Source organism: Polaribacter sp. Hel1_33_78, from assembly GCF_900106075.1.
Taxonomy (GTDB): domain Bacteria; phylum Bacteroidota; class Bacteroidia; order Flavobacteriales; family Flavobacteriaceae; genus Polaribacter.
The window spans coordinates 1,148,593-1,172,393 of sequence record NZ_LT629794.1 but is presented as its reverse complement, the minus strand read 5'-3'; the positions used below and the strand labels follow the sequence as shown (position 1 = coordinate 1,172,393).

General features: G+C 29.5%; 18 protein-coding genes. 13 read left to right on the top strand and 5 right to left on the bottom strand.

Going from position 1 to position 23,801, the window contains the following annotated elements:
* Positions 1-37: 37 nt before the first annotated feature.
* Positions 38-2,491, top strand: a complete 2,454-nt coding sequence (locus BLT88_RS05005; RefSeq protein ID WP_091955657.1) for a thiamine pyrophosphate-dependent enzyme — start codon at positions 38-40, stop codon at positions 2,489-2,491.
* A gap of 126 nt (positions 2,492-2,617) precedes the next feature.
* A complete protein-coding gene (locus BLT88_RS05000) occupies positions 2,618-5,044 on the top strand; it encodes a zinc-dependent metalloprotease (protein ID WP_091953420.1) in 2,427 nt (808 codons plus the stop codon).
* Positions 5,045-5,111: 67 nt separating this feature from the next.
* Here BLT88_RS05000 and BLT88_RS04995 read toward each other — a convergent pair whose 3' ends face one another.
* Positions 5,112-6,386, bottom strand: coding sequence for a DUF2851 family protein (locus tag BLT88_RS04995; protein WP_091953418.1), 1,275 nt, complete (start codon positions 6,384-6,386; stop codon positions 5,112-5,114).
* A gap of 110 nt (positions 6,387-6,496) precedes the next feature.
* Between BLT88_RS04995 and BLT88_RS04990 the strand changes: the two genes are divergently transcribed.
* The 10 genes from BLT88_RS04990 (at position 6,497) to BLT88_RS14325 (ending at position 15,246) form a co-directional block, all read left to right on the top strand.
* Positions 6,497-7,129, top strand: coding sequence for an NAD(P)H-dependent oxidoreductase (locus tag BLT88_RS04990; protein ID WP_091953417.1), 633 nt, complete (start codon positions 6,497-6,499; stop codon positions 7,127-7,129).
* Between the two features lie 98 nt (positions 7,130-7,227).
* A complete protein-coding gene (locus BLT88_RS04985) occupies positions 7,228-8,694 on the top strand; it encodes an aminoacyl-histidine dipeptidase (RefSeq protein WP_091953415.1) in 1,467 nt (488 codons plus the stop codon).
* A 186-nt stretch (positions 8,695-8,880) separates the two neighbouring features.
* The gene (locus BLT88_RS04980) at positions 8,881-9,645 is read left to right on the top strand and encodes a ParA family protein (protein WP_091953414.1); all 765 of its coding nucleotides are present in this window, start codon (positions 8,881-8,883) and stop codon (positions 9,643-9,645) included.
* The gene (locus tag BLT88_RS04975; protein ID WP_091953412.1) at positions 9,646-10,530 is read left to right on the top strand and encodes a ParB/RepB/Spo0J family partition protein; all 885 of its coding nucleotides are present in this window, start codon (positions 9,646-9,648) and stop codon (positions 10,528-10,530) included.
* Positions 10,531-11,112: a DUF5683 domain-containing protein gene (locus BLT88_RS04970; RefSeq protein WP_091953410.1), complete on the top strand. Its 582-nt coding sequence runs from the start codon at positions 10,531-10,533 to the stop codon at positions 11,110-11,112. It abuts the gene before it with no gap.
* Position 11,113: 1 nt separating this feature from the next.
* Positions 11,114-11,815: a 4-hydroxy-tetrahydrodipicolinate reductase gene (dapB, locus tag BLT88_RS04965; RefSeq protein WP_091953408.1), complete on the top strand. Its 702-nt coding sequence runs from the start codon at positions 11,114-11,116 to the stop codon at positions 11,813-11,815.
* Between the two features lie 80 nt (positions 11,816-11,895).
* A complete protein-coding gene (lepB, locus tag BLT88_RS04960; RefSeq protein WP_091953407.1) occupies positions 11,896-13,599 on the top strand; it encodes a signal peptidase I in 1,704 nt (567 codons plus the stop codon).
* Positions 13,600-13,604: 5 nt separating this feature from the next.
* A complete protein-coding gene (locus BLT88_RS04955) occupies positions 13,605-14,201 on the top strand; it encodes a WbqC family protein (RefSeq protein WP_036785135.1) in 597 nt (198 codons plus the stop codon).
* A gap of 34 nt (positions 14,202-14,235) precedes the next feature.
* Positions 14,236-14,817, top strand: a complete 582-nt coding sequence (locus tag BLT88_RS04950) for a Crp/Fnr family transcriptional regulator (RefSeq protein ID WP_091953405.1) — start codon at positions 14,236-14,238, stop codon at positions 14,815-14,817.
* Between the two features lie 123 nt (positions 14,818-14,940).
* Positions 14,941-15,246, top strand: coding sequence for a DUF6122 family protein (locus tag BLT88_RS14325; RefSeq protein WP_036785134.1), 306 nt, complete (start codon positions 14,941-14,943; stop codon positions 15,244-15,246).
* Here BLT88_RS14325 and BLT88_RS04940 read toward each other — a convergent pair.
* Genes BLT88_RS04940 through BLT88_RS04930 form a run of 3 tightly spaced genes read right to left on the bottom strand, consistent with a single transcriptional unit; the run spans position 15,241 to position 19,188 of the window.
* Entirely contained in the window at positions 15,241-16,734 is a 1,494-nt protein-coding gene (locus tag BLT88_RS04940; protein ID WP_091953404.1) for a lipopolysaccharide biosynthesis protein, read from the bottom strand. The genes BLT88_RS14325 and BLT88_RS04940 overlap by 6 nt on opposite strands.
* 7 nt (positions 16,735-16,741) lie before the next feature.
* Complete coding sequence (locus tag BLT88_RS04935) at positions 16,742-18,001, bottom strand: glycosyltransferase family 4 protein (protein ID WP_091953402.1); 1,260 nt, start codon at positions 17,999-18,001, stop codon at positions 16,742-16,744.
* Positions 17,998-19,188 (bottom strand): glycosyltransferase family 4 protein, encoded by a 1,191-nt coding sequence (locus tag BLT88_RS04930; protein ID WP_091953400.1) that lies wholly within the window; start codon positions 19,186-19,188, stop codon positions 17,998-18,000. The genes BLT88_RS04935 and BLT88_RS04930 overlap by 4 nt, the downstream gene beginning before the upstream one ends.
* Before the next feature lie 610 nt (positions 19,189-19,798).
* On the opposite strand from BLT88_RS04930, the gene BLT88_RS04925 reads away from it, so the two are divergent.
* On the top strand, positions 19,799-21,289 hold the full coding sequence (locus BLT88_RS04925) for a helix-turn-helix domain-containing protein (protein WP_157691129.1): 1,491 nt from the start codon (positions 19,799-19,801) through the stop codon (positions 21,287-21,289).
* On the opposite strand, the gene BLT88_RS04920 is transcribed toward BLT88_RS04925, so the two are convergent.
* On the bottom strand, positions 21,281-23,722 hold the full coding sequence (locus BLT88_RS04920; RefSeq protein WP_091953397.1) for a YfhO family protein: 2,442 nt from the start codon (positions 23,720-23,722) through the stop codon (positions 21,281-21,283). The genes BLT88_RS04925 and BLT88_RS04920 overlap by 9 nt on opposite strands.
* Positions 23,723-23,801: the final 79 nt, after the last annotated feature.

Genomic DNA, 23,801 nt, shown 5'->3' with positions numbered 1-23,801 from the left:
AAAAACTACCTTTGCACGAAGTTAAAAATCGATGAAAATGCTGCAAGAAACACAAATACAAAATAAACAAAAACTTTCTTTTGAGGATTTTAAAACAGAAGTTTTAAATGATTACAGAATTGCTAAAATTAGCAGAGAGTGTAGTTTATTAGGTAGAAGAGAAGTGTTAACTGGTAAAGCAAAATTCGGAATTTTTGGCGATGGAAAAGAAGTTCCGCAGTTAGCGATGGCAAAAGCTTTTAAACTTGGCGATTTTCGATCTGGCTACTATAGAGATCAAACTTTTATGATGGCTATTGGTAAGTTAACTGCCCAACAATTTTTCGCAGGCTTGTATGCACATCCAGATATTAAAGCAGATCCTATGTCTGCTGGAAGACAAATGGGAGGCCATTTTACTACCCATAGTTTGCATGAAAATGGAAGTTGGAAGGACTTAACGAAACAATATAACTCTAGCTCAGACATTTCTCCTACTGCCGGGCAAATGCCTCGATTATTAGGTTTAGCACAAGCTTCAAAAATTTATAGAAACGAAAAAAGCATACAACATAAAAATAATTTTTCTATTCACGGAAATGAAGTTGCTTGGGGCACCATAGGAAACGCAAGTACGAGTGAAGGCTTATTCTTTGAAAGTATAAATGCTGCAGGAGTTTTGCAGGTCCCGATGGTAATGAGTGTTTGGGATGATGAATATGGAATCTCTGTGCACGCTAAATACCAAACAACAAAAGAAAGTATTTCTGAAATATTAAAAGGTTTTCAGAGAGAACATGATAAAGATGGTTTCGAGATCTTTGTTCTTAACGGATGGGACTACGTTCAATTAGTTGACACCTACCAAAAAGCAGGAAAAATTGCAAGAGAAGAACATGTTCCAGTTCTAATTCATGTAAAAGAATTAACTCAGCCACAAGGTCATTCTACATCTGGGTCTCATGAACGCTATAAAAGTAAGGAGAGATTAGAATGGGAAATGGAGCATGATTGTATTACAAAAATGCGAAAATGGATTTTAGAATTTGAATTGGAAACAGAAACTGGTGAAATTTTACGCTTTGTAGATTCCGAAGAAGAATTAATTATCATTGAAAAAGAAGCAAAAAAGGAGGTTACAAGTGCAAAAAGAAATGCTTGGAATGCATATCAAAGTGAGATAAAAGCAGAACTTTCTGATGCTGCCGAAATAATAGAAAATACTGCCAATAAGAGTAAAAATAGTGCTTTTATAAACAAATATAAAAATGACTTACTAACGGTTTTAGAACCTACAAGAAAAGATATTTTATCAACTTTAAGAAAATGTTTGCGCTATTTAAAAGATGAACATTTTGCAGAAAAAATTGTATTACAAAATTTCATAAAATCCTCTTTTGAAAATGCGCATCAAAAATACTCTACCCATTTAACAAGTGAAACTGAATTAGGTACCTCGAATATTGAAGAAAAAAAACCAATATATTCCCCAGAAAAAAACCTGGTAGATGCAAGAATTATTATGAGAGATAATTTTGATGCTATTCTGCGAAAACATGATGATGTTGTAATTTTTGGTGAAGACGCAGGTTTTATTGGTGACGTAAATCAAGGCTTAGAAGGGCTTCAGGAAAAGTATGGAGAAATCAGAATTTCTGACACTGGCATTAGAGAAGCTACAATTATTGGCCAAGGAATAGGGCTAGCTATGAGAGGCTTAAGACCTATTGCCGAAATTCAGTATTTAGATTACTTGTTGTATGCTCTTCAAATTATGAGTGATGATTTAGCCACATTACGTTATAGAACTTTCGGCAGACAAAAAGCACCCTTAATAATTAGAACCAGAGGACATAGATTAGAAGGAATTTGGCATGCAGGTTCGCCTATGGGTGGCATAATACATAACTTAAGAGGTATTCATATTTTAGTTCCTAGAAATATGACAAAAGCTGCTGGATTTTATAATGCTTTGCTCGAAGGTGATGACCCTGCTTTGGTCATAGAGTGTTTAAATGGTTATCGTTTAAAAGAAGAATTACCATTAAATTTAGGAGATTTTAAAACTGCTATTGGAGTTGTAGAAACGGTAAAAGAAGGAACTGATATGACAATAGTTTCTTATGGATCTACCTTAAGAATTGTGTTAGAAGCTGCCATAGATTTAAATCAGGTTGGTATTGATATCGAAGTTATTGATGCGCAAAGTTTATTGCCTTTTGATTTAGCACACGATTGTGTAAAAAGTGTTGCTAAAACGAATAAATTATTAGTAATTGATGAGGACGTTCCCGGAGGAGCTTCTGCTTATATCTTGCAAGAAATTTTAGAAAACCAAAATGGTTATCAATATTTAGATAGCAAACCTGCAACATTAACAGCCAAAGAGCATAGAACGGCTTACGGAACAGATGGCGATTATTTCTCGAAACCATCTGCTGAAGATGTTTTTGAAAAGATTTATGATATTATGCACGAAGAAAACCCTTATAAATTCAAGAGTTTGTATTAAAAGATCTTTTTTATTAAAATTCAAAAAGCTCAAACAAATCGTTTGAGCTTTTATTTTTTAACACAATCCATAAGCTTAATAGGATTCCTTTTTCTTATTTTAGAAGTTGAAAACAAATTCCGACAAATGAAAAAAATCATACTGCACTTTTTATTGATTTTAGCTTTCATGTTACCAAATCAAATTGAAGCACAAAGAAAAAAATCAAAAGATAAAAAAATAGAACAAACAGCACCAGTTCCCAAAAAAAATAAAGTTCCAAAATATTCAGATTTTGTAACGTCCAAAACAAAAAGTGATGAAGGACTTTTTAAAGTTCACGAAACCTCAAATAAATTTATCTATGAAATTCCTAAATCATTTTTAGGAAAAGAAATGTTATTAGTTACAAGAATCAAAGAACTTCCTTCGGGATTAGGAGGCGGATATGTGAATGCAGGATCAAAAATTAATACTCAAGTTATCGTTTGGGAACAATTTAAAAACAAAGTGCTTTTAAAAGTAAAATCATACAATGCCGTTGCAAATGATTCATTACCAATATACAAATCGGTCATTGCCAACAATTTAGAACCTATAATTTATGCATTTGATGTTAAAACTCAAAATATAGATTCTACCGCAATTTTAGTGGATGTCACAAAATTATTTTCTACGGATGTAAAAGCAATTACAGCACTCCCTGCTAGTTACAGAAAACGATACAAAGTAAAAAGACTAGATGCTTCTAGGAGTTTTATAAATACTATAAAAAGTTATCCAAAGAATATAGAAGTAGTTCAAGATTTTACATTTGATGCAGATGCACCGCCCAGTAATGTCAAAACAAATACAATTACTTTACGTATAAATCAATCTATGATTTTATTACCAAAAAATAAAATGATGGGAAGAGTTTACGACAAGAGAGTTGGTTATTTTTCTATTGAAAACGTAGATTATAGTTCTGAAGCTTTAAAAGCAGATAGCAAAAGATATATAAAACGATGGCGATTGGAGCCTAAAGATATCAATGCATACAATCGCGGAGAATTGGTTGAACCTAAAAAACCGATTGTATATTATTTAGATCCTGCAACTCCAGATAAGTTAAAAAAATATATCAAACAAGGTGTAGATGATTGGCAAAAGGTTTTTGAAACAGCTGGTTTTAAAAATGCGATTATGGCAAAATACCCTCCTACAATAGAGGAAGATCCAGAATTTAGCATGGAAGATATTCGCTATTCATCAATAAGATATGTAGCCAGTACGACAAGAAATGCAACAGGACCAAGTGTATCTGACCCAAGAACAGGCGAAATAATTGAGAGCGATATTATTTGGTATCACAATCATTTACGTTCATACAGAAACAGATATTTATTAGAAACTGGAGCTGCAAATCCTTCCGCAAGAACGCTAGAAACACCTGCAGAAAAAATTGGAGAAATGATGCGAATGGTAATTTCTCACGAAGTTGGACATGCCTTAGGTTTACCGCACAACATGGCTGCAAGTTATGCGTATCCCATAGATTCTTTACGCTCTGGAAAATTTACCCAGGAATTCGGAATTGCAGCATCTATCATGGATTACGCAAGATTCAATTATATTGCACAACCGGGCGATGAAAATATCAGGTTCATTCGTCAATTAGGCCCTTATGACCACTACTCTATTAATTGGGGGTATCGAAAAATTCCGAATATAAAATCTTCAGAACAAGAAATTAAAACTCTTGATAAATGGATTGATAGCAAAGCAAATAATCCAATATACAGATTTGGTAATCAACGCTTTGATCCTTCTTCTCAAACTGAAGGTATCGGAAATAATCAAGTGCAAGCATCTACTTATGGAATAAAAAACCTAAAAATTGTTGCTAAAAATTTAGAAAACTGGACTTCAAACCAAACAAATAATTATGAAGACTTATCAGAGCTATATGGAGAACTTTTAAGTGTTTGGAGCAAATATGTAGGTCATGTAGCAGGAAATATTGGAGGTGTTTATGAATATAATAAAAAACCTGCTCAGAATGGTGCAATTTACAATTCTGTAACTAAAGAAAAGCAAAAAAAATCTATGGTTTGGCTGCAAGAAAATGCTTTTAAAACACAAAATTGGTTACTTGACAAAACGATATTATCCAATATTGATGAAAGCGGTTATTCCGCTAGAATGCTTCGTTTGCAAAACAGACAATTGTATTCTCTTTTAAGTTCGTCCAGATTAGAAAGAATGATTGATACTGAAATTATACACCCTGATACTTACGGTGCCTTAGAAATGGTTCGAGATTTAAGAACAGGTATTTTCTCAGAAGCAAATTACATCAAAAATGTAGCTGTTTTTAGACGTAATTTACAAAAATCATTGATTGCTAGAATGGCTATGTTATTGAATTCAAAAGAAGGAAAAAATTCTGACATTAGCTCTATAATTAGAGGTGAGTTTCAGGTTTTATATTTTCAACTAACAATTGCACAGAACAGACGAGTTAATAGAATTACAAAATATCACTATAGAGATTGTTTGGCTGAAATTAAAAATATTTTAAATCCAAAATAATATTTGTTGTCATTTCAACATAAATATTTCTTAGCTAATTAATAATCAATAGAATAGAAATTTGAACCTATTTTTTCTTCAACAAACTACTTCCTATTGCACATTGTAAACAACGTTTCTTTGTGCAATAGTTGTTTTTAAGTTCTATGAGAGCCTGACTTTCTAAAGCATTTTTTGATTTCACTTTAAGCTCTGAAAATTTAGAGATAATACTATTTTTTTCTGATGAACCTTGTTGTATCAATTGTATAATTGATTCTTCAACGACTTCTCCTCTACTCTGTGAATAAACAAATTTTAACGGGATAATCGTGTTTATTAAAATCAGATCTACAAATGATTTAGATAGTTTTTTTTGTGATTTTTTGGATACACTTTCAAAAGTGAAATGAGTTTTCCAAAACTCCTGAATTGAAAAAGAAAACAGCTTATAAAGCTCCTCTTTCTGGGTAATGCTCATCAATTTAGAGAATAAATTTTGATGCGTAAAAAACAATGATGCTAATTGTGCAATTCTAATAGTTGGAAAATTATGAGGACGCATTCTAAAAAACTGAAACTGCTTATTAAAAAGTGGTTGAAGATTGTATTTATACTTTAAATATTCATACTCTGCTTTTAATTCCTGATGATAACTATCTTCTACTTCTTTTTCTAAAAAACCTGCTTGCCCAAAAAACAGAGCAGTTAATTTTTGTTCATCAAAACTAACTTTTCTAAGTATAGAAAAATCAATAGATTTCGCCAATTGTAAAAAAGAATCTCCATTAACTTTTAATCCAAAATTTTTAGCAATTAATTGAAATAAAACTGCTTCAAAATCATCATTTGTTTGCTGCAATAATTCTTTAATAAAAATTGATTTTTGCTCTAAGCGCTCAAAATACAAACGCTCTAACCAATTATCAATTAAAAATTTATCTACATTTTCAATTTGATTTTCACATAAAATCCAACTCTGTTGGCGACAAATAAGGCTTTTATAGTTTAACAATAAATTGTTGCCAACGAAACTCTTTAACTCTAAAGTTGGTAAAGGTTTATTGTCTCTCATAAAAACAACAGCATCATGCTCCCATACAACATGTAAAATTACTCCATCAAAATTAACATCTTCTTCATGTTTATGTAAATACCAATCTGAAGATTTTACATGCATTTCAACATTACCAGCCCAAAGCTGATTATCAATCTTTAATTGAGAATTTAAAAAATCAGGTCCAGCGTTTTTGTTCTGAATTCCTGACATTACAATAGTTATTTGTTGATTTTCTGTTGTACATAAATCTTTTTTAGAAAATAGTTTATACTGCCAGATATAGTACAAAAATTCCTCTTTCATTTTTTTTTGCTTCAATTTACAAAAAAATTTATTCCCTTATAAATTTTACTAATGGAATGAGAGAAAATAGTTTTAATTATTAAACTATTTTTGCAATCTAAAATAAGAAAATGAATGCAATAGAAAGTTTAAAATGGCGTTATGCCGTTAAAAAATTTGATGATAAGAAATCACTTACAAAAAAACAAATAAATACCTTAAAAGACGCTTTTAATTTGACAGCAACCTCCTATGGTTTGCAGCCTTTAAAATTAGTTATTATTGATAATAAGACGATACAAAAAGAATTGGTTGCACATTCTTGGAACCAATCTCAAGTTGTAGATGCTTCTCATCTTTTAGTAATTTGTATTCCTGAAAAATATACTTCTGAAGAAGTTAAAAAGTATTTTAATTTAGTTAAGGAAATAAGAAATTCTCCAGATACAGTTATCAATCCTTTTCAAGAGTTTTTAACTGCAGAAATTGAGAAAAAGACGCAAGAAGAATTATTTCTTTGGAATAAAAATCAAGCTTATATTGCTTTAGGAAATTTACTAACAGTTTGTGCTTTAGAAAAAATAGACTCTTGCCCTATGGAAGGTTTTCTTCCTGAAAAATATAATGAAATTCTAAAATTAGATAAACATAATTTAACGTCTACTTTAGTTTTACCTGTTGGTTTTAGAGCTCAAGATGATTATATGAAAGACTTGAAAAAAGTACGTAAAAACGTTACTGATGTTGTTATAGAAATCAATTAATCCTTCATTAAAATTTAAAAAGCCTTCTTTTGTAAGAAGGTTTTTTTTTGGTCTATAAAAACTGTACTTTTGAAGACAAATTTTTAAGATATTTCATCATGAATCAAGATATAAGAAACCAAGAGCCAAAGTCAGTTTGGAATCATTTTGCAGATTTAAACGCTGTCCCTCGTCCTTCAAAAAAAGAAGAAAGAGTCATCCAATTTATGGTCGATTTTGGTAACAACTTAAATCTTGAAACGTTTGTTGATATAGTAGGGAATGTCATCATTAAAAAGCCTGCAACTTCAGGAATGGAAAAAAGGAAAACAGTGGTAATGCAAGGTCATATAGACATGGTGCATCAAAAAAACTCAGATACTGTTTTCGATTTTGACAAAGAGGGAATTAAGATGTTTGTTGATGGTGACTGGATAAAAGCAAAAGGCACCACTTTAGGTGCAGATAACGGTCTAGGAGTTGCTGCAATTATGGCAGTTTTATCATCATCAGAAATTTCTCACCCAACCATAGAAGCTCTATTTACAATTGATGAAGAAACTGGAATGACTGGAGCAATGGGTCTTGAAGGGGGCGTTTTAAAAGGAGAGATCTTGTTAAATTTAGATACTGAAGAAGATGATGAAATTGGAATAGGTTGTGCTGGTGGAGTTGACGTTACTGCAACCAGAAGGTATGCAGAAGAGGATATTCCAGAAAATACAACAGCTTTTTCTATTACTGTAAAGGGTTTAAATGGAGGCCATTCAGGAATGGACATAATTAAAGGTTTAGGAAATGCCAACAAAATTATGAATCGTATTTTATTTGATGGTTTTTCAAATTTTGGTTTACGTATTTCTGAAATTAATGGCGGGAGTTTACGAAATGCAATTCCTAGAGAAAGTTTTGCAACTGTGGTTGTAGACACAATCTCTAAAGAACCTTTTTTGTTTGAAACTGAGCAACTTATTAACAATATAAAAGAGGAGTTTTCAACACTAGAAAAAAACTTATTAATTGATATACAAGAAATTACATTAACTAAAAAAGTAATGGAATTAGGTGTTCAAGAAGGTTTTACGAAAGCAGTTTATGCAGGTTTAAATGGTGTATACAGAATGAGCCCTGATGTTGTTGGCTTAGTAGAAACGTCGAATAATATTGCACGAATAATAGTAAAAGATGGTGCTATTAAAATTGGCTGTTTAACGCGCTCTTCGTCAGAAACAAATAAATGGGACTTATCAAATTCTTTAAGAGCTTGTTTTGAATTGGCAGGTTTTGATGTTGATTTTTCTGGCACTTATCCTGGTTGGTTGCCTAACATAAATTCAGAAATATTAAAAACAGTTACTACTATTTATAAAGACCTGTTTAATGAAAATCCAAATGTTGCAGCTTGCCATGCAGGCTTAGAATGCGGGATTTTAGGACAGAACTATCCTAATATGGATATGGTCTCTTTTGGTCCAAATATCAAAGGAGCGCATTCTCCAGATGAAAGAGCTCAAATTTCATCAACTCAAAAGTTTTGGAAATTTCTAATAGAAATTCTTAAAAACATACCTGAAAAAACATCTTAAACCACCACTAAGAGATCTCAAAAAAAGAGGATAGTTTTATCAATTAAAATTGTTTAAAAAAAACAACAAACACAAACTAAAAAACTATATATCATCATTTTAAACAATTATCTTTTTGTTAACATCTTTAACTTTCATAACAGAGAATAAATTGTAATTTTACTATTTAGAAATATACATTCTTAAATGGGAAAAATAATTGCTATAGCAAATCAAAAAGGTGGTGTAGGTAAAACTACGACTAGTATAAATTTAGCTGCTTCTTTAGGTGTTTTAGAAAAAAAAGTACTGTTAATTGATGCCGATCCTCAAGCAAATGCATCTTCTGGATTAGGTATTGATGTGGATTCTGTAGAATTTGGTACTTATCAAGTTTTAGAGCATACAATTTCTGCAAAAGAAGCTATTGTAAACACAACTTCTCCTAATTTAGATATTATTCCTGCACATATAGATTTAGTAGCCATAGAAATTGAATTGGTAGACAAGCTAGAACGGGAATACATGTTGAAAAAATCGTTGGCTGAAATTAAAAATGATTATGATTACATTATAATAGATTGTGCTCCATCGTTAGGTTTAATAACATTAAATTCTTTTGTCGCTGCAGACTCTGTAATCATTCCTATTCAATGTGAATATTTTGCATTAGAAGGTTTGGGTAAATTATTAAACACAATAAAAAGTATACAGAACATTCATAATCCTGATTTAGATATTGAGGGATTACTTTTAACGATGTTTGATTCCCGTTTACGCTTATCTAATCAAGTTGTAGATGAAGTTAGAAAACATTTTTCTAGCATGGTTTTTGATACAATTATTAGAAGAAACACGCGTTTAGGTGAAGCACCAAGTTATGGAGAAAGCATAATTGCTTATGATGCAACTAGTAAAGGAGCAGTAAACTATCTAAATTTAGCACAGGAATTAATAAAAAAGCATTCTTAAATGGCAAAAGCAACCAAGAAACAAGCTTTAGGAAGAGGTTTATCTGCCTTACTACAAGAAACACCAAATATGAATTCTGCATCAGATAAAAATGCAGAAAAAGTTGTAGGTAGTATTATAGAAATTGAACTTGATTTAATAGATGTAAATCCTTTTCAACCAAGAACTTATTTTGATGAAGAAGCGTTGCTTGAATTAGCAAATTCCATTAAAGAATTAGGTGTAATTCAACCAATTACAGTAAGAAAATTAGCAGGAAACAAATTTCAACTGGTCTCTGGAGAACGAAGATATAGGGCATCAAAACAAATCGGCAGTAAAACAATTCCGGCATATATAAGGCTTGCCAACGACCAGGAAATGCTAGAAATGGCTTTGGTTGAAAACATTCAGCGTAAAAATTTAGATCCAATTGAAGTAGCACTTTCTTATCAACGTTTAATTGATGAGATTCAATTAACACAAGAAGAATTAAGTACAAGAGTTGGTAAAAAACGTTCTACTGTAGCAAACTACTTAAGGTTATTAAAATTAGACCCTATTTTACAAACAGGAATGAGAGACGGTTTTATTTCTATGGGGCATGGAAGAGCAATGATTAATGTTGAAAATACGGAAGATCAATTGGCTATTTATGAAAAAATTTTACGAGAAAAATTATCTGTAAGACAAACAGAAGATTTAGTAAAATCCTTAAAATCTGTTAAAACTACAAAACCAAAGAAGAAGCCAACTCCCAATTATATAAAAAATAGTGTGAAAGATATTAGTGCATATTTTGGCCATAAAATAGACATTATTGTGAGTAATAATGGTAAAGGAAAAATTTCAATTCCTTTTCATTCAGAAGAAGATTTCAACCGCATAAAAAACTTACTAAAATAAGTGTTTTTTAAAAAAATCATATGTATTCTTTTTGTCGCATTGTTTTCTGCGAGTCTTTTTGCGCAAAAAGATTCTACTAACGTAAAAATCAAGAATAAACTTAAAACATCACAAGGAATTTATAATCCTTTATCTCCTTCGAAAGCAGCTTTTTATTCTGCAATTTTTCCAGGTATGGGACAAATTTATAATAGAAAATATTGGAAAGCTCCTATTGTTTGGGGTGCTTTAGCGATACCCACGTATTATTATCAATTAAATAATAGCGAATACAAACGCTATAGAAGGGCCTATAAATTAAGAAAAAATGGTTTACAAGATGAGTTTACTTTGGATGATGGCTCTACCCCAGTATCTCTGGAAACTTTAGAGACTGCTCAAAAACAACTTAGAGAAAATAGAGATATGTCTTTATTAACTGGGGTTATTTTATATGTACTACAAATTGTTGAAGCTAGTGTAAATGCGCATTTGATTCAATTTAATACAGATGATAATTTATCATTTAAACCTGCACTTATAATGGATCCAATCAATATAGAAACACCAACAGTTGGATTAACAATTAAATATAATTTTTAAAATGAAAATTGCACTTTTAGGTTATGGAAGAATGGGTAAAGAGATTGAAAAAATAGCAGTCTCAAGAGGTCATGAAATAGTAATTAGAAAGGATGTTGATGATAAAATTGATATTACTTTAGCTGATGTTGCTATCGATTTTAGCATCCCTACTTCAGCTTTTAATAATATTACAAACTGTTTAAACCACAATGTACCTGTCATTTCTGGTACTACAGGATGGTTAGAAAAATATGATGAGGCAATTACATTGTGTAAAGAAAAAAATGGTGCATTTATTTATGCTTCTAACTATAGTTTAGGTGTGAACATATTTTTTGAACTAAACAAACAACTAGCAAAAATGATGAAAACCATAGAAGGCTATAGTATTTCTATGGAAGAAATTCATCATACCAAAAAATTAGACGCTCCAAGTGGTACGGCAATTACTTTGGCTGAGGGAATTATACAAAATACTTCTAAAAATAATTGGGAATTAGGAGAAAAGACATCCGAAGAAAACATTGCAATTGTAGCTAAGAGAACCCCGAAAGTTCCGGGAACACACACTGTATGGTATAATTCTGAAGTTGATACTATCGAAATTAAACACACAGCCCATAGTAGAAAAGGGTTTGCTCTAGGCGCTGTTATTGCAGCTGAATGGATTTCTAACAAAACCGGAGTCTTTTCGATGAAAGATGTGTTAAACATCCGTTAAAAACTGTAACATTTTAGCTATTTTGCGCCTTATAAAACATTAGAATTTCATCCTTTCCGAAGGAATTTAAAAATAACATTATGACATTTACACAATGGTTTATCTTTTTTTTAGTTGTTCAAGTAATTCATTTTTTAGGAACTTGGAAACTCTATGTGAAAGCAGGCAGAAAGGCTTGGGAAGCCGCTGTTCCTGTTTATAATGGAATTGTTTTAATGCAAATTATCAATCGTCCAAAATGGTGGGTTATTTTACTATTTGTTCCTGTTGTAAATTTGTTAATGTTTCCAGTTATTTGGATAGAAACTATTAGAACTTTTGGCTTCTACAAAAAATTAGAGTCATTTTTAGTAATTGCAACTTTAGGCTTGTATATTTTTTACATTAATTATAACACAGATGCCGAATACAATGCTGAAAGAAGTATAAAACCACGCTCTGAATTGGGTGAATGGGTTAGCTCTATTGCCTTTGCAATTATTGCTGCCACATTGGTACACACCTATTTTATGCAGCCGTTTACGATACCAACATCCTCTTTAGAAAAATCTTTATTAGTTGGTGATTATCTTTTTGTAAGTAAGTTTCATTATGGTGCTCGAGTTCCATCAACTGTAATTGCTGCACCCATGGTTCATGATTCTTTACCTTTTACAGGCACAGCATCCTATCTTAAGAAACCACAATTGCCTTATACCCGTTTACCTGGTTTACAAAAAATTAAAAATAATGATATTGTTTGTTTTAATTGGCCTGCAGATTCTTTGGCAACAATGTGGGGAGATACTTCTGGTAAATTCACATACAAACCAGTTGATAAAAAAACGAACTATGTAAAACGCTCAGTGGGTATTGCCGGTGATTCTCTAGAAATGAGAAATGGTTATTTCTTCATCAATGGTAAAAAGAACGAATTACCTTACAGAGCTAAACTACAGTTTTATTACACGTTTGAGTGCAAACAGCCTATCAGTCAAAGCACCTATCCTAAATTTTTATTGAACAAAGAAAAAACAGGAGTTTATAAAATTTTATCAGAATATTGGAATAATGATAAAGTTCAGGAAGCTATTAAAAAGAATGGAAACTTATCAAAAATTGGCGAAGACTCTTTATACACTGAAGTAGCTGGAGGTGTAAATCCGCAATTTGCTCAAAGGTTAAAAATGATTAATGTTGATCATAAAATAAACATTAATTTAACTGAAGAAGAAGTTATTAGACTCGAAAAATACCCTCTTACTGTTTCTGTAAAAAAGATAAACCATTCTCCTGACAATGCTATTTTTCCTCATGTAAAAAAATTAGGCTGGAGTCAAGATAATTTTGGGCCCATTTACATTCCTAAAAAGGGAGCAACTGTAAAACTAGACTCAGAATCAATTCCTTTTTACAAACAAATTATCAAAAATTATGAATCCAATGATTTAGTTATTAATGGTGAGGATATTTTTATCAACGGAGAAAAAACAGATTCTTATACGTTTAAACAAGATTATTTTTATTTGATTGGAGATAATCGACACAATTCTTTAGATGCGCGCTACTGGGGTTATGTACCTTTTGATCATGTTTTAGGAAAACCAGTTATGATTTGGTTTAGTTGGGACGCTAATGCGCCAAGTTTTACTGCTAAATTAAAATCTATAAGATGGAATAGAATGTTTACTACCGTTGGTGGAGATGGAGAACCTATTTCTTATCGATATTTTGTTTTTGCTTTAATTGCACTTTATATTGGTTATAGTTTTTATAAAGGAAAGAAAAAAACGTCTAAAAAATAAGTAGCATGTCTTTGTTTATTCCTACGTACTTCTCTCCTATTTCTCAATATTCAGAAGTTATAAAATCTGAAAATATTGTTTTCGAAATGGATGATAATTTTCAAAAACAAAGCTACAGAAACCGCTGTTACATTCATAATTCTAATGGAAAACAATTATTAAGTATTCCAGTAAAACATCAAATTAAAGACGGAAGAAAAAAAACAAAAGACACTTTAATTGAAAACGATTTTCCTTGGCAAGACCATCATTTTAAGTCTTTAAAAATAGCGTATCGAAGCTCTCCTTTTTTTGAGTTTTTTGAAGATGACATTGCTCCTATATTTGAAAAAAAATATAAATATCTTCAAGATGTAAATATTGACACCTTTCTATTTATTGATGACGCTTTGCAACTAGAGACTAGTTTTTCTAAAAGTGAAGAATACAGAGTTGAAGAGACCGAAAGAGATTTTAGATATCTTGCAGAAAAAAAAAATCATTTGAAAAACATGAAACATAATTACATTCAAATGTTTGATGAGAAACATGGATTTATTCCCAATCTCTCTATTTTAGACCTATTATTTATGGAAGGACCTAATACCTGTAGTTATTTATGATAAAAATTATTAAAACATATAAAAATAATAGATTATGGAATTTTTAAAAAACTTCTTTTCAAATCCTAATTTCACTCCAATTCCAGAGAGTAGTTTTGAAGCATTTTCTAAACTAATAAATATTGTAAGCTATGAGAAAAAAGATACTATAGCAAAAGCTGGGAAAATTGCAACTGATAGTTATATTATAAAATCTGGTATAGTAAAGTCTTATTTTGTTGATGACAAAGGTAAAGAACATATAAGAAGTATATTCACTCCATATAGAACAACAGGCCCTTTAGCATCCTTAATCTCTAACAAACCAAGTGAACTTTCGTATGACTGCTTAACTGATTGTGTGTTTTATAAATTTAATTATAAAAGCTTTAAAGAGCTTGCAAGAAAAGATATCGCTATAGCTGGCCTGCATAGTGAAGTCTTGGAATTTATTTTTCTAAAAATGGAGTCTAAAATTTATGATCTTTCAGTGTTAAACGCTACAGAGAGATATTTAAAACTTAAAAGAGAAATACCAAATATTGAAGAAATTATCACCCAATATAACATAGCTTCTTACCTAAACATTACAGCCGTTCAACTAAGTAGAATTAGAAAAAGTATTTATTCTATATAAAATCGCTTAACATATGTAAACGTTATTTTGTCTTTTAATCATTAATTTTGATTAGTAAAAAGATTCTCCCCCATTTCTTTTATCATAAAAAAAAAGGTTTATTTTGCGATAAACCTTTTTTTTATGTCAAAATTCATAGTCCATTATTCGCTTCATTTCTTAGTACCACTGCTCATATCTTTTTTATTTTTTAAACAAAACTGGAAAATAATTTATTTAATTTTCTTGTCATCTATGCTCGTAGATTTAGATCACTTAATAGCAAATCCTATTTTTCAAGAAAACAGATGCAGCATTAATTTTCATCCATTACATACCTATTTTGCTTGTGGAATATATTTTACTGGACTTTTTTTTAAGAAAACAAGAGTTATTGCGTTGGCATTACTATTTCATATGCTGACAGATTTTATAGATTGTTATCTATAATTTAATATATCTTCTTACAATACTATTAATTTGATTAGAGATAGAAAACTTAATCACAATAAACAAATACAAAACTGTAATTAAAATACTTTTCAAAATGAGATTAAATATGGGAGAAATATCTCTATTAAAAATTTCTACTTTTGGTACGGAAAAATTCCAAAAATAAAAAGAACAAAATAGAACTAAAATTATAACAAACATCTTCCAAGACTTATCTGTAAAAGGAGTAATTAAGAACTTACTTTTTACAAAAAACAATTTTACAGTATTAAAAAACAAAATGGTTATTAAAGTCGCCAATGCTAGACCATCAGTCCCGAAATCTAATTTAAAGTAAAAAAGTTTATTCATAAAATAAACAGACAATGCCATACCAATACCCAAGGGTAAAGTAATTCTATAAAATTTTGAATTCCCAATTATTGCACCATTATTGCCTAAAAACATAGTGTATAATTTTGCTATAGAAATCATTAACACAACTAACTCCCCACCTGCGTATCCTTTTTCTGGCATTAATTTAAATAATTCATGTACTCCACAATTTACTAGTAAAAAAAACAATCCTCCAACTAAAAATAAATTAATAGAACTTTTTTTGTATAAATTTTCTACTTCACCAATATCAGAATCATTTAAAGATTTAGAGGTTAAAGGTTGTAAAATTTGTGTCATTGCTCTGCTTGGAGCCTCAATAAAAGAACCCATAAAAACAGCAACTGTGTAATATGCTACTTTTTCTATAGTATCTTTATTAGGTATCATATTTTTATCTATATCTAATAAAATAGCACCTGCACTTCCAGCTAAAATTATGTAAGCAGAATATTTAATAATCTCAGAAAAATTATCTGGTAACTTCAAATGAAATTTAGGCATATACACTTTAAATGCATAAAACATCATTACAATTGTTCTTAGAATGTAAGCGTAAGTTAAATAATAAATAAATTCAATTTTTGTTATCCATTCTAAAAAGACAAAAAGTAATAAAATCATCACTACCACTCTATTCCAAAGTTCTTTTAAAACATTGCCAAAAACAGTATTTAGTTGCACTTTTGTCCAAGAATAGAAAAACTCAAAATATGCGCAACACACACTAATGATATATATAGAAAAAGTATAACTTTCTATATTTTTATTTCCTTCTGTAACTCTGTTCATTATTAATTGGTGGAAATAATCCCAAAGAAAACCAAGAGGTAATGCTATTAGTAGTGGTAAGAATATTAATGATGATAAAAACCTATCTTTTTGTTCTTTTGTTTCATAAGATGAAAAAAACTTTACCATTGTAAAATGGACTCCAAAAGCTAAAAAAGGCATAATGATATTTGAAGTAGATAATAAATAAACAACTAAACCATAAAATTTTGATCCTAAAAACTCAGGATAAAATATAATTGTATTTACACCTCCAATTAAAAAAGCTAAATATATAATTATTGTATTTTTAAAAGATTGTTTTAAAACAATTCCCATTATTTATTTATATTTTTTTTATAATTTCTGATAATTTTTTAGTCAATACTTTTCTATGAAATTGTTCAATATTTTTAGAATTCACTTTTAACTTTCCTTGTTTGTATTGATGATACAATTTACTAATTTCTAATTTTAATTTTACTTCATTATTAAAATCTACAATAACCCCTGCATTTGTGCTTTTTAATATTTCGGATAAATCTCCATTTTCTGGACCAATTGCTAAAATAGGTCTTTTCGCCGTCAGATATTCAAATAATTTACCCGTTAAAATTCCTTTAGAATTCTCAATATTAGGAATTAACAATAACAAAACTTGTGATGTTTTTTGATATTCAATTGCCTTTTGATGAGAAACATACCCAATAAATTGCGTATTCTTCGATAAATTATGAATCCCTATTTCAATTTTAACAGCATCAGTAATATCACCAATAAAATTAATTTGTAAATCCTTTTTAAAGTCTGAATTTTCTAAACATAAAATTTCCAATACTTTAAATAGTATTTTAGGATTGCTCTGTTTTGGTAACAAACCAATATAAGAAATTGTAAATTTAGTGTTTAATGCTATTAAATTTTCAGTTAAAACTTCATCATCAAAACCATTCGTAATCACTTCCACCCTTTTTGCTTTTTTAGAAAACTGTTTTTTTAAAGAATTACTCACGGTTAAAATACAATCCGCATTTTCTAAAACAGAAGTTTCTAGCTTTATATTTTTGTTTTTTGCAAATGGTAATTGATTAAAATCTTTGTTATAATACAAATCACTCCAAGGGTCTCTAAAATCTGCAATCCATTTTATTTTATTTTTTTGATGTATTTTTTTTGCAATTAAATGCATGCTATGAGGCGGACCTGTAGAAATTACAACATCAATTTTATTTGATTTCAAAAATTCGTGTAAATATTTAACCGAAGAATTTACCCAGAATACTTTAGGATCTGGAATAAAGAAGTTACCTCTAACAAATGATAAAAAACCATTCTTTACAGCATTAGACACATCCTTTTTTTGAGTCTCTTTTTTCTTCCAAAACAACAAATCCGTTGGCTCCAAAATTGGTTGTTTCAGAACTTTTATATTTTTTGGAATTTCATGAATTAAAGAAATATCTTCTTTTGGATAATTTGCATTATCAACTGTGTATATAATTGGTTCAATATCAAATTTTTGTAAATACTTTACAAACTTTAACCAACGCTGAACGCCAGAACCACCTGCAGGAGGCCAATAATATGTAATTATTAATACTTTCAATTTAAAAGATTATCATATAAATGTATGAGTTTTTTTGATGTTTGCTCCCAAGAAAATTCATTTTCAATAAAAAATTTTCCATTTTCTCCCAACTCATTTCTTAAAGTTTCATCGTCAAATAATTTCAAAACTTTATCCGTAAAATCTTCTGCATTTTTTTCTTGATGCACTAAGCCTGATTTCGTTTTTTCGACCAATCGTTTTTGTGCAATGGCATCACTAACTAATAATGGTTTTGCAAAGCTCATGTACTGAAAAATTTTGTTCGCATAAGCTACATCATGTTGTAAATTTCTGTGTAAAGGAGAAATACAAATGGCACTAGAAAGAATGTAAGACTGAAATAAACTAACGTTTTTCCAGCCTTCAAAATCAACAAACTCGGCTATTTCTAAATCTTTGACTTGTTGCTTCAAAATTGTATCGGTTGTGTTCTTTCCAACAATTACCAATTTTAAATTCGGTATCTTATACTTTAATTTTTCTACAGAACTTATCGCCGTCTCCAAGCCTCTTCTTATGTTCGTATCTCCCAAATACAAAATAACAAACTTATTTTTATATCTTTTAGTAATATTTAAATCCACTTTATAATCTTCAAAAAAAGCTTTTCGAATAGTATTTGGCACTAAAACAAATTTATCTTTTTTTACAGGTAATCTAGCGATTAGAGTTTCCAAAAATTCTGGTGAAACTGCAATTACTTTATTCGCTTTTAAAATAAATTCTTCTTCTTTCTGTTTCCACTTTTTAGGCGAAATAATGTATTTACCAGGAAATTTTTGAAGATGAGGATACAATTTCATTACTTCAGGCATATTATCGTGTAGATCTAAAATAATGGGTAAATTGTATTTTTTATTGACATTAAAAACTGCTTGTGCAATTCTAATGTCATGAATATGCAAGGATTCAACCTTAGTGTCTTTTATAAATTGCTCAATTTTCCAAGACATCAACGAAGTATAACAAGGAACTGTATATGCCAGCGCCGAAAGTTTGTATTCTAATTTATTAGAATTGTATCTTCTAACCTGAATTTCATTGATTACTTCTGAAGTTTTTTCATTACTGTATTTTAAACAAAAAAGAAAAACTTGATGACCAGCTTTTATTAATGAAACTGCTTCATTTTCGACTCTTGGATCTGGAGGAAAAGGAGCGTCTAAAATCATTCCAATTCTCATATTTCTTCTTTCTGTATTAAAAAAAAAGGGGAACTTTTAAAACTATTTTGAAGTAGTAATTGTTTTTTTCTAAAGACTGTATTTGAACTATTTATTTGCAAGAATCTGATTTAAATAAAAAGTAAATTTAAGGAAATCGAAGAGAAATAAAGATATATCCACAAAATTAAAACGCAAAAAAGAAGAGACAAACTAATATCTCTTCTTCTATGCTTCAAGCAATGATCCCTAATTCAAACAAATATATTGTTATTTGAGGTTAACAGCTAAGATAATATGGGGCTTTTTATAAAAAGCACACTTTTTAAAGGGTTAAAAAAAAACGAATATTGAATATAAGCACTCATTTCTTTTCGATTTCAAGTGAAGTTCCCTATCATTGTATATACAGTATTTAATATTTAAATTTTTCATGATAAAAAAGAAGGTTTTTTTAAAACTTGTAGTTTTTTTATTTACCGGTCTTATTTCCGCACAGAACTCGGAGAAAGACAGCTTCTACCTAAAAAAAATTGTAGAGTTTACGGATACTAATAGTGATAGTTTAATTTATTATTCAAAAAAATTAAAAAAATCTAAAAACTTATGTAATTTTTACAGTGCTTTTAACATGGAAGCGAAAGCTCTTTATCAAAAGAGTAAGTTAAAATTAGCAAAGGAGAAAACATTATATGTTTTAGAAAATTCAAATAATAGGAATGAACTTTGTTTCAAAAAAAATAAAATTACAGCTTTAAATAGACTTTTTTGGATTTATAAAAACCAGAACAAATTTCAAGATGCTTTTGAAGTTTTAGTAGAAAGAGAGAAGATTGTTAAAAGCTTAGCGAAAAAAGACTATTATTATACAACTAATTTGCTTTCAACCGAATATAATTTAGCAATTATTAAATCAATTTTAGGTCTTTACGAAGAAGCCAGGCAGATATTAAAAGAAATACTTCCGAAGCACATAAGTATTTATTCAGATTTAAATGAGAGAGATTACTATTTAAAACTAAATCTTTCATCAATATTAAATACCATTGGAGAATCTTATTTAAAGTCTAGTAAACACGAAACAAGTAGTGATTTAGATTCTGCAAGCGTCTATTTTAAAAGAGCTTTTGAAGTCGTTAAAAAATTTAATCCACCACATAAAGATTCAGAAACCTTATATCAATTAAGAGAAGTTGAAGTTTTAATTTCTAAAAAAAGGTTTAAAGATGCTTTAAATTTAATTCAAAAATATACTGCAAATAGTGCTCTATTTAAAACAACGCAAACTATCAATTCATTAAAAGCAATTTGTTTTTATCAACTTAAAAATAACGACTCTACACTTTATTATAGTAAACAGTTTTTAAAAAATTACACAAAAAAACCAAAAATTAAAAAAAGAGCGATTTCTATCCATGATATTTTAGCAAACCAATATTATAACAACAAAGAAATAGATAGTGCCTATAAATATTCTGAAATAACCATAGCAGAATTAAAAGTTTTAAATAAAAACAAAAACGAGGCTAATAACTCTTGTTATTTATATGACTATCAGAATGCCCAAGAGTTAAATAAATTAATTCTAAAAAAGCAAAAAACCAAGACAAAAAACCTATCAATAATTACATTTTTAGTTATTTTATTGGTCATATTAATAGTCTATTTATTATTTAAAAGAAATATAAAAATATCACAAACATTAATAGATGTTAAAACTGAACTTCAAAGTAAACTATACGTTCAAAAAAAAGAATATAACATTAATCAAAAATTAGAGAGCACCCTTTTAAAAGGGATAAATGAACTTAAAAAAACCACAGATTTTTTAGACCCGGATTTCAGTATAAACGTTCTGGCCAAAAATTTAAATACTAATACTTCTTATTTATCCTACATCATTAATAAAGAATTTAATCAATCTTTTAAACGATATATTACTGAATTAAGAATAGAATATATTATTAAAAAATTGACTACAAATCGTAAATATAGAAACTATACAATTAAGTCCCTTGCCGCAGAAATTGGTTATACGAATGCCTCGGCATTTGCAAGAGCTTTTAAAAAGTATAAAGGAAATACGCCATCTGAGTTTATAAAAGGTCTTAACCTAGATTAATTCACCCCCCTTGTTTTTTTTTCCGTAAAAAAACCAAACTACAAAAACTAAAATTATAGAGATATAGGAAAATAACGAAATCATGCCTCCTTGTTGTATTACTTTTGGCTCGAATTTATATTCTATCTCATGTTCTCCAGCAGGAATTTTCATTCCACGTAAAACATAATTTACTCTAAAATGGTTTGTCAATTTTCCATCAATATAGGCGTTCCAGCCATCCTTATAATAAATTTCAGAAAAAACCACAAACTGCTCTTTTTCAGTTTTGGTTCGGTAGGTTAATTCTGTAACATCATAATTTATCAATTTAATCGTCGCAGTTGAATCTTTTTCAAAATTAAAATTAACATTGTCTAATAGTTTACTTTTATCTATAACAGCACTCATTTTAGTATTTAAAGAATCTAAAATTTGTAGTTCACTATTAGCAGAATTTACAACCTTCACATTTTTTACAAACCATGCATTTCCGTTTGCATCCAGATTTTGTTGTGCTTGTTTCTCACCTTTATCATTATCTACAATAAAATACTTCGTATTTAACATGTTTAATACCTGCATATTATTTTTTGCAATTTGATATTCAAACAATTCTTGATAACGCATCATTTTTGCCGCATGATAGCCCCCAATAGATTGATGAAAATAAGAGGTGCTTCCGTCATTCATTGGGTTTACTGAAAAGTTACCTACTCTAAAATGAGTTTTATCTTGCAATATTAATTTATCAGCATTTGAAGCAATAAAAGGTTTTTCTATTTTTCTTGATGATTTAAAATCATCTTTATTTACATATTTTTTGTCGACAGAAACTAAATCAAACAAAACAAAAACAGCAATTATTAAAATAGCAATTCCTTGTTTTAATTTACTTTTTAGAAACATCCATAAAACACCAGCGGTTAACAGCATTAAAAATAAAGAACGTAAAACATCAAATAATAACATCGCTTTTCTATCCGCAATTACGGCATCTAAAACCCCAATAATATTATATTCTTTTTCAATATTTAAGTACGTAGTATCTCTAATTCCTTCAAAAGTTGAAAAACTATGTGCTAATAAAAAACCAATGATAATTAATCCTCCAAAAGCGTAAAGTGATTTTTTTAGTGCTTTAATTTTTTCTTCGGATGAAATTTTTAAGGAGAAAAATTCTTTTAAAGCGAGAACACCTAAAATTGGCACACACAATTCTGCAATAACTTGTATTGAAGAAACCGCTCTAAACTTATTATACAAAGGCACGTAGTCTATAAAAAAATTAGTTAATCCTTCAAAATTTCTACCCCAACTTAATAAAACAGAAAATACTGTTGCGGCTAATAACCATTGTTTTAACCTTCCTTTCACCAAAAATAAACCTAAGAAAAAAAGAAAGAAAATAACAGCACCAATATAAGCAGGAGCCTCAACAATTGTTTGATCCCCCCAATATGTAAGCGCTTGATCGGTAAAATAATCTGCTCCTTTTTTTCCTAGTTTTGTTTCAATAACTTTATATAACTCTGAACTGTTTTCTAGTTTCTCAACAGTTCCTCCACCCATAAATCTTGGAATAAATAAATTAAAAGTTTCTAATTTGGCATAACTATACTCCGTAATGTAGGCTCTATCTAATCCAACAGCAGCTTCTTTTTCACTACCATCAGGAGTTATGGTTAGTTCGGATTTTCCTCTTGTACTATAATCCCCATATTCTTTCATTGCCATTAAGCGTGAAGAATTTGCTCCAATTCCTAATAAAACTGCAGCAATAATTACAACACTTTGTTTTATAAAAACTGGAAGTAACTTTTCTTTGATAGCGTTTATAAATTCAACAACTCCTAAAATTAATAAACAAAACCCAAGATAGTAAGTCATCTGAGGATGATTTGTATAAATTTCTAAAGCCAGCCCAAAACCTGTAACTAAAAAGCCAAGAATATACCGTTTTTGAAAAACCCATAAAACTCCGGCTAGGACTAATGGCATATATGCAATTGCATGCGCTTTTGCATTGTGTCCTGCCCCAAATATGATTATTAAATAGGTAGAAAAACCAAAGGAAAGTGCCCCTAAAATTGCCAATCTCCATTCAATTTTCAAAGCCAACATCAATACGAAAAAACTTAAAAAATAAAGAAAAGTATAATCTGCTGGTCTTGGTAAAAAACGTAAAGTTCTGTCTATTAATCTAACGAAATCATTGGGATAATATGCACTTATTTGATAGGCTGGCATCCCTGAAAAAGAAGCTCCTGTCCAATAAGGTTCTGTATTTTTATCAGCTCTAAAATTGTTAATTTCCTTAACCATTCCTCGAAACTGAGTAATATCTGATTGGGCTATTTTTTGTCCTTTTAAAACAGGATAAAAATAAATTAAAGAGGCAAAAATAAAAATTGCAATTGCAATAATATAAGGTAGAAGTTTTTTTGATTTCACTTTACGAAGTTAGATTTAAAAATTAAATTTGATTGCATTCAATTAAAAAAGTACCTAGAATTTACAGTAAACACCGCTT

What these genes read in the sequence shown, in the direction of transcription:
- lepB (WP_091953407.1), top strand. Translation starts at nt 11,896, where the DNA reads ATGACATTTACACAATGGTTTATCTTTTTTTTAGTTGTTCAAGTAATT.
- BLT88_RS04995 (WP_091953418.1), bottom strand. Translation starts at nt 6,386, where the DNA reads ATGAAAGAGGAATTTTTGTACTATATCTGGCAGTATAAACTATTTTCT.
- BLT88_RS04930 (WP_091953400.1), bottom strand. Translation starts at nt 19,188, where the DNA reads ATGAGAATTGGAATGATTTTAGACGCTCCTTTTCCTCCAGATCCAAGA.
- dapB (WP_091953408.1), top strand. Translation starts at nt 11,114, where the DNA reads ATGAAAATTGCACTTTTAGGTTATGGAAGAATGGGTAAAGAGATTGAA.
- BLT88_RS04955 (WP_036785135.1), top strand. Translation starts at nt 13,605, where the DNA reads ATGTCTTTGTTTATTCCTACGTACTTCTCTCCTATTTCTCAATATTCA.
- BLT88_RS05000 (WP_091953420.1), top strand. Translation starts at nt 2,618, where the DNA reads ATGAAAAAAATCATACTGCACTTTTTATTGATTTTAGCTTTCATGTTA.
- BLT88_RS04975 (WP_091953412.1), top strand. Translation starts at nt 9,646, where the DNA reads ATGGCAAAAGCAACCAAGAAACAAGCTTTAGGAAGAGGTTTATCTGCC.
- BLT88_RS04950 (WP_091953405.1), top strand. Translation starts at nt 14,236, where the DNA reads ATGGAATTTTTAAAAAACTTCTTTTCAAATCCTAATTTCACTCCAATT.
- BLT88_RS04925 (WP_157691129.1), top strand. Translation starts at nt 19,799, where the DNA reads ATGGAAGCGAAAGCTCTTTATCAAAAGAGTAAGTTAAAATTAGCAAAG.
- BLT88_RS04985 (WP_091953415.1), top strand. Translation starts at nt 7,228, where the DNA reads ATGAATCAAGATATAAGAAACCAAGAGCCAAAGTCAGTTTGGAATCAT.
- BLT88_RS04990 (WP_091953417.1), top strand. Translation starts at nt 6,497, where the DNA reads ATGAATGCAATAGAAAGTTTAAAATGGCGTTATGCCGTTAAAAAATTT.
- BLT88_RS14325 (WP_036785134.1), top strand. Translation starts at nt 14,941, where the DNA reads ATGTCAAAATTCATAGTCCATTATTCGCTTCATTTCTTAGTACCACTG.
- BLT88_RS04940 (WP_091953404.1), bottom strand. Translation starts at nt 16,734, where the DNA reads ATGGGAATTGTTTTAAAACAATCTTTTAAAAATACAATAATTATATAT.
- BLT88_RS04980 (WP_091953414.1), top strand. Translation starts at nt 8,881, where the DNA reads ATGGGAAAAATAATTGCTATAGCAAATCAAAAAGGTGGTGTAGGTAAA.
- BLT88_RS05005 (WP_091955657.1), top strand. Translation starts at nt 38, where the DNA reads ATGCTGCAAGAAACACAAATACAAAATAAACAAAAACTTTCTTTTGAG.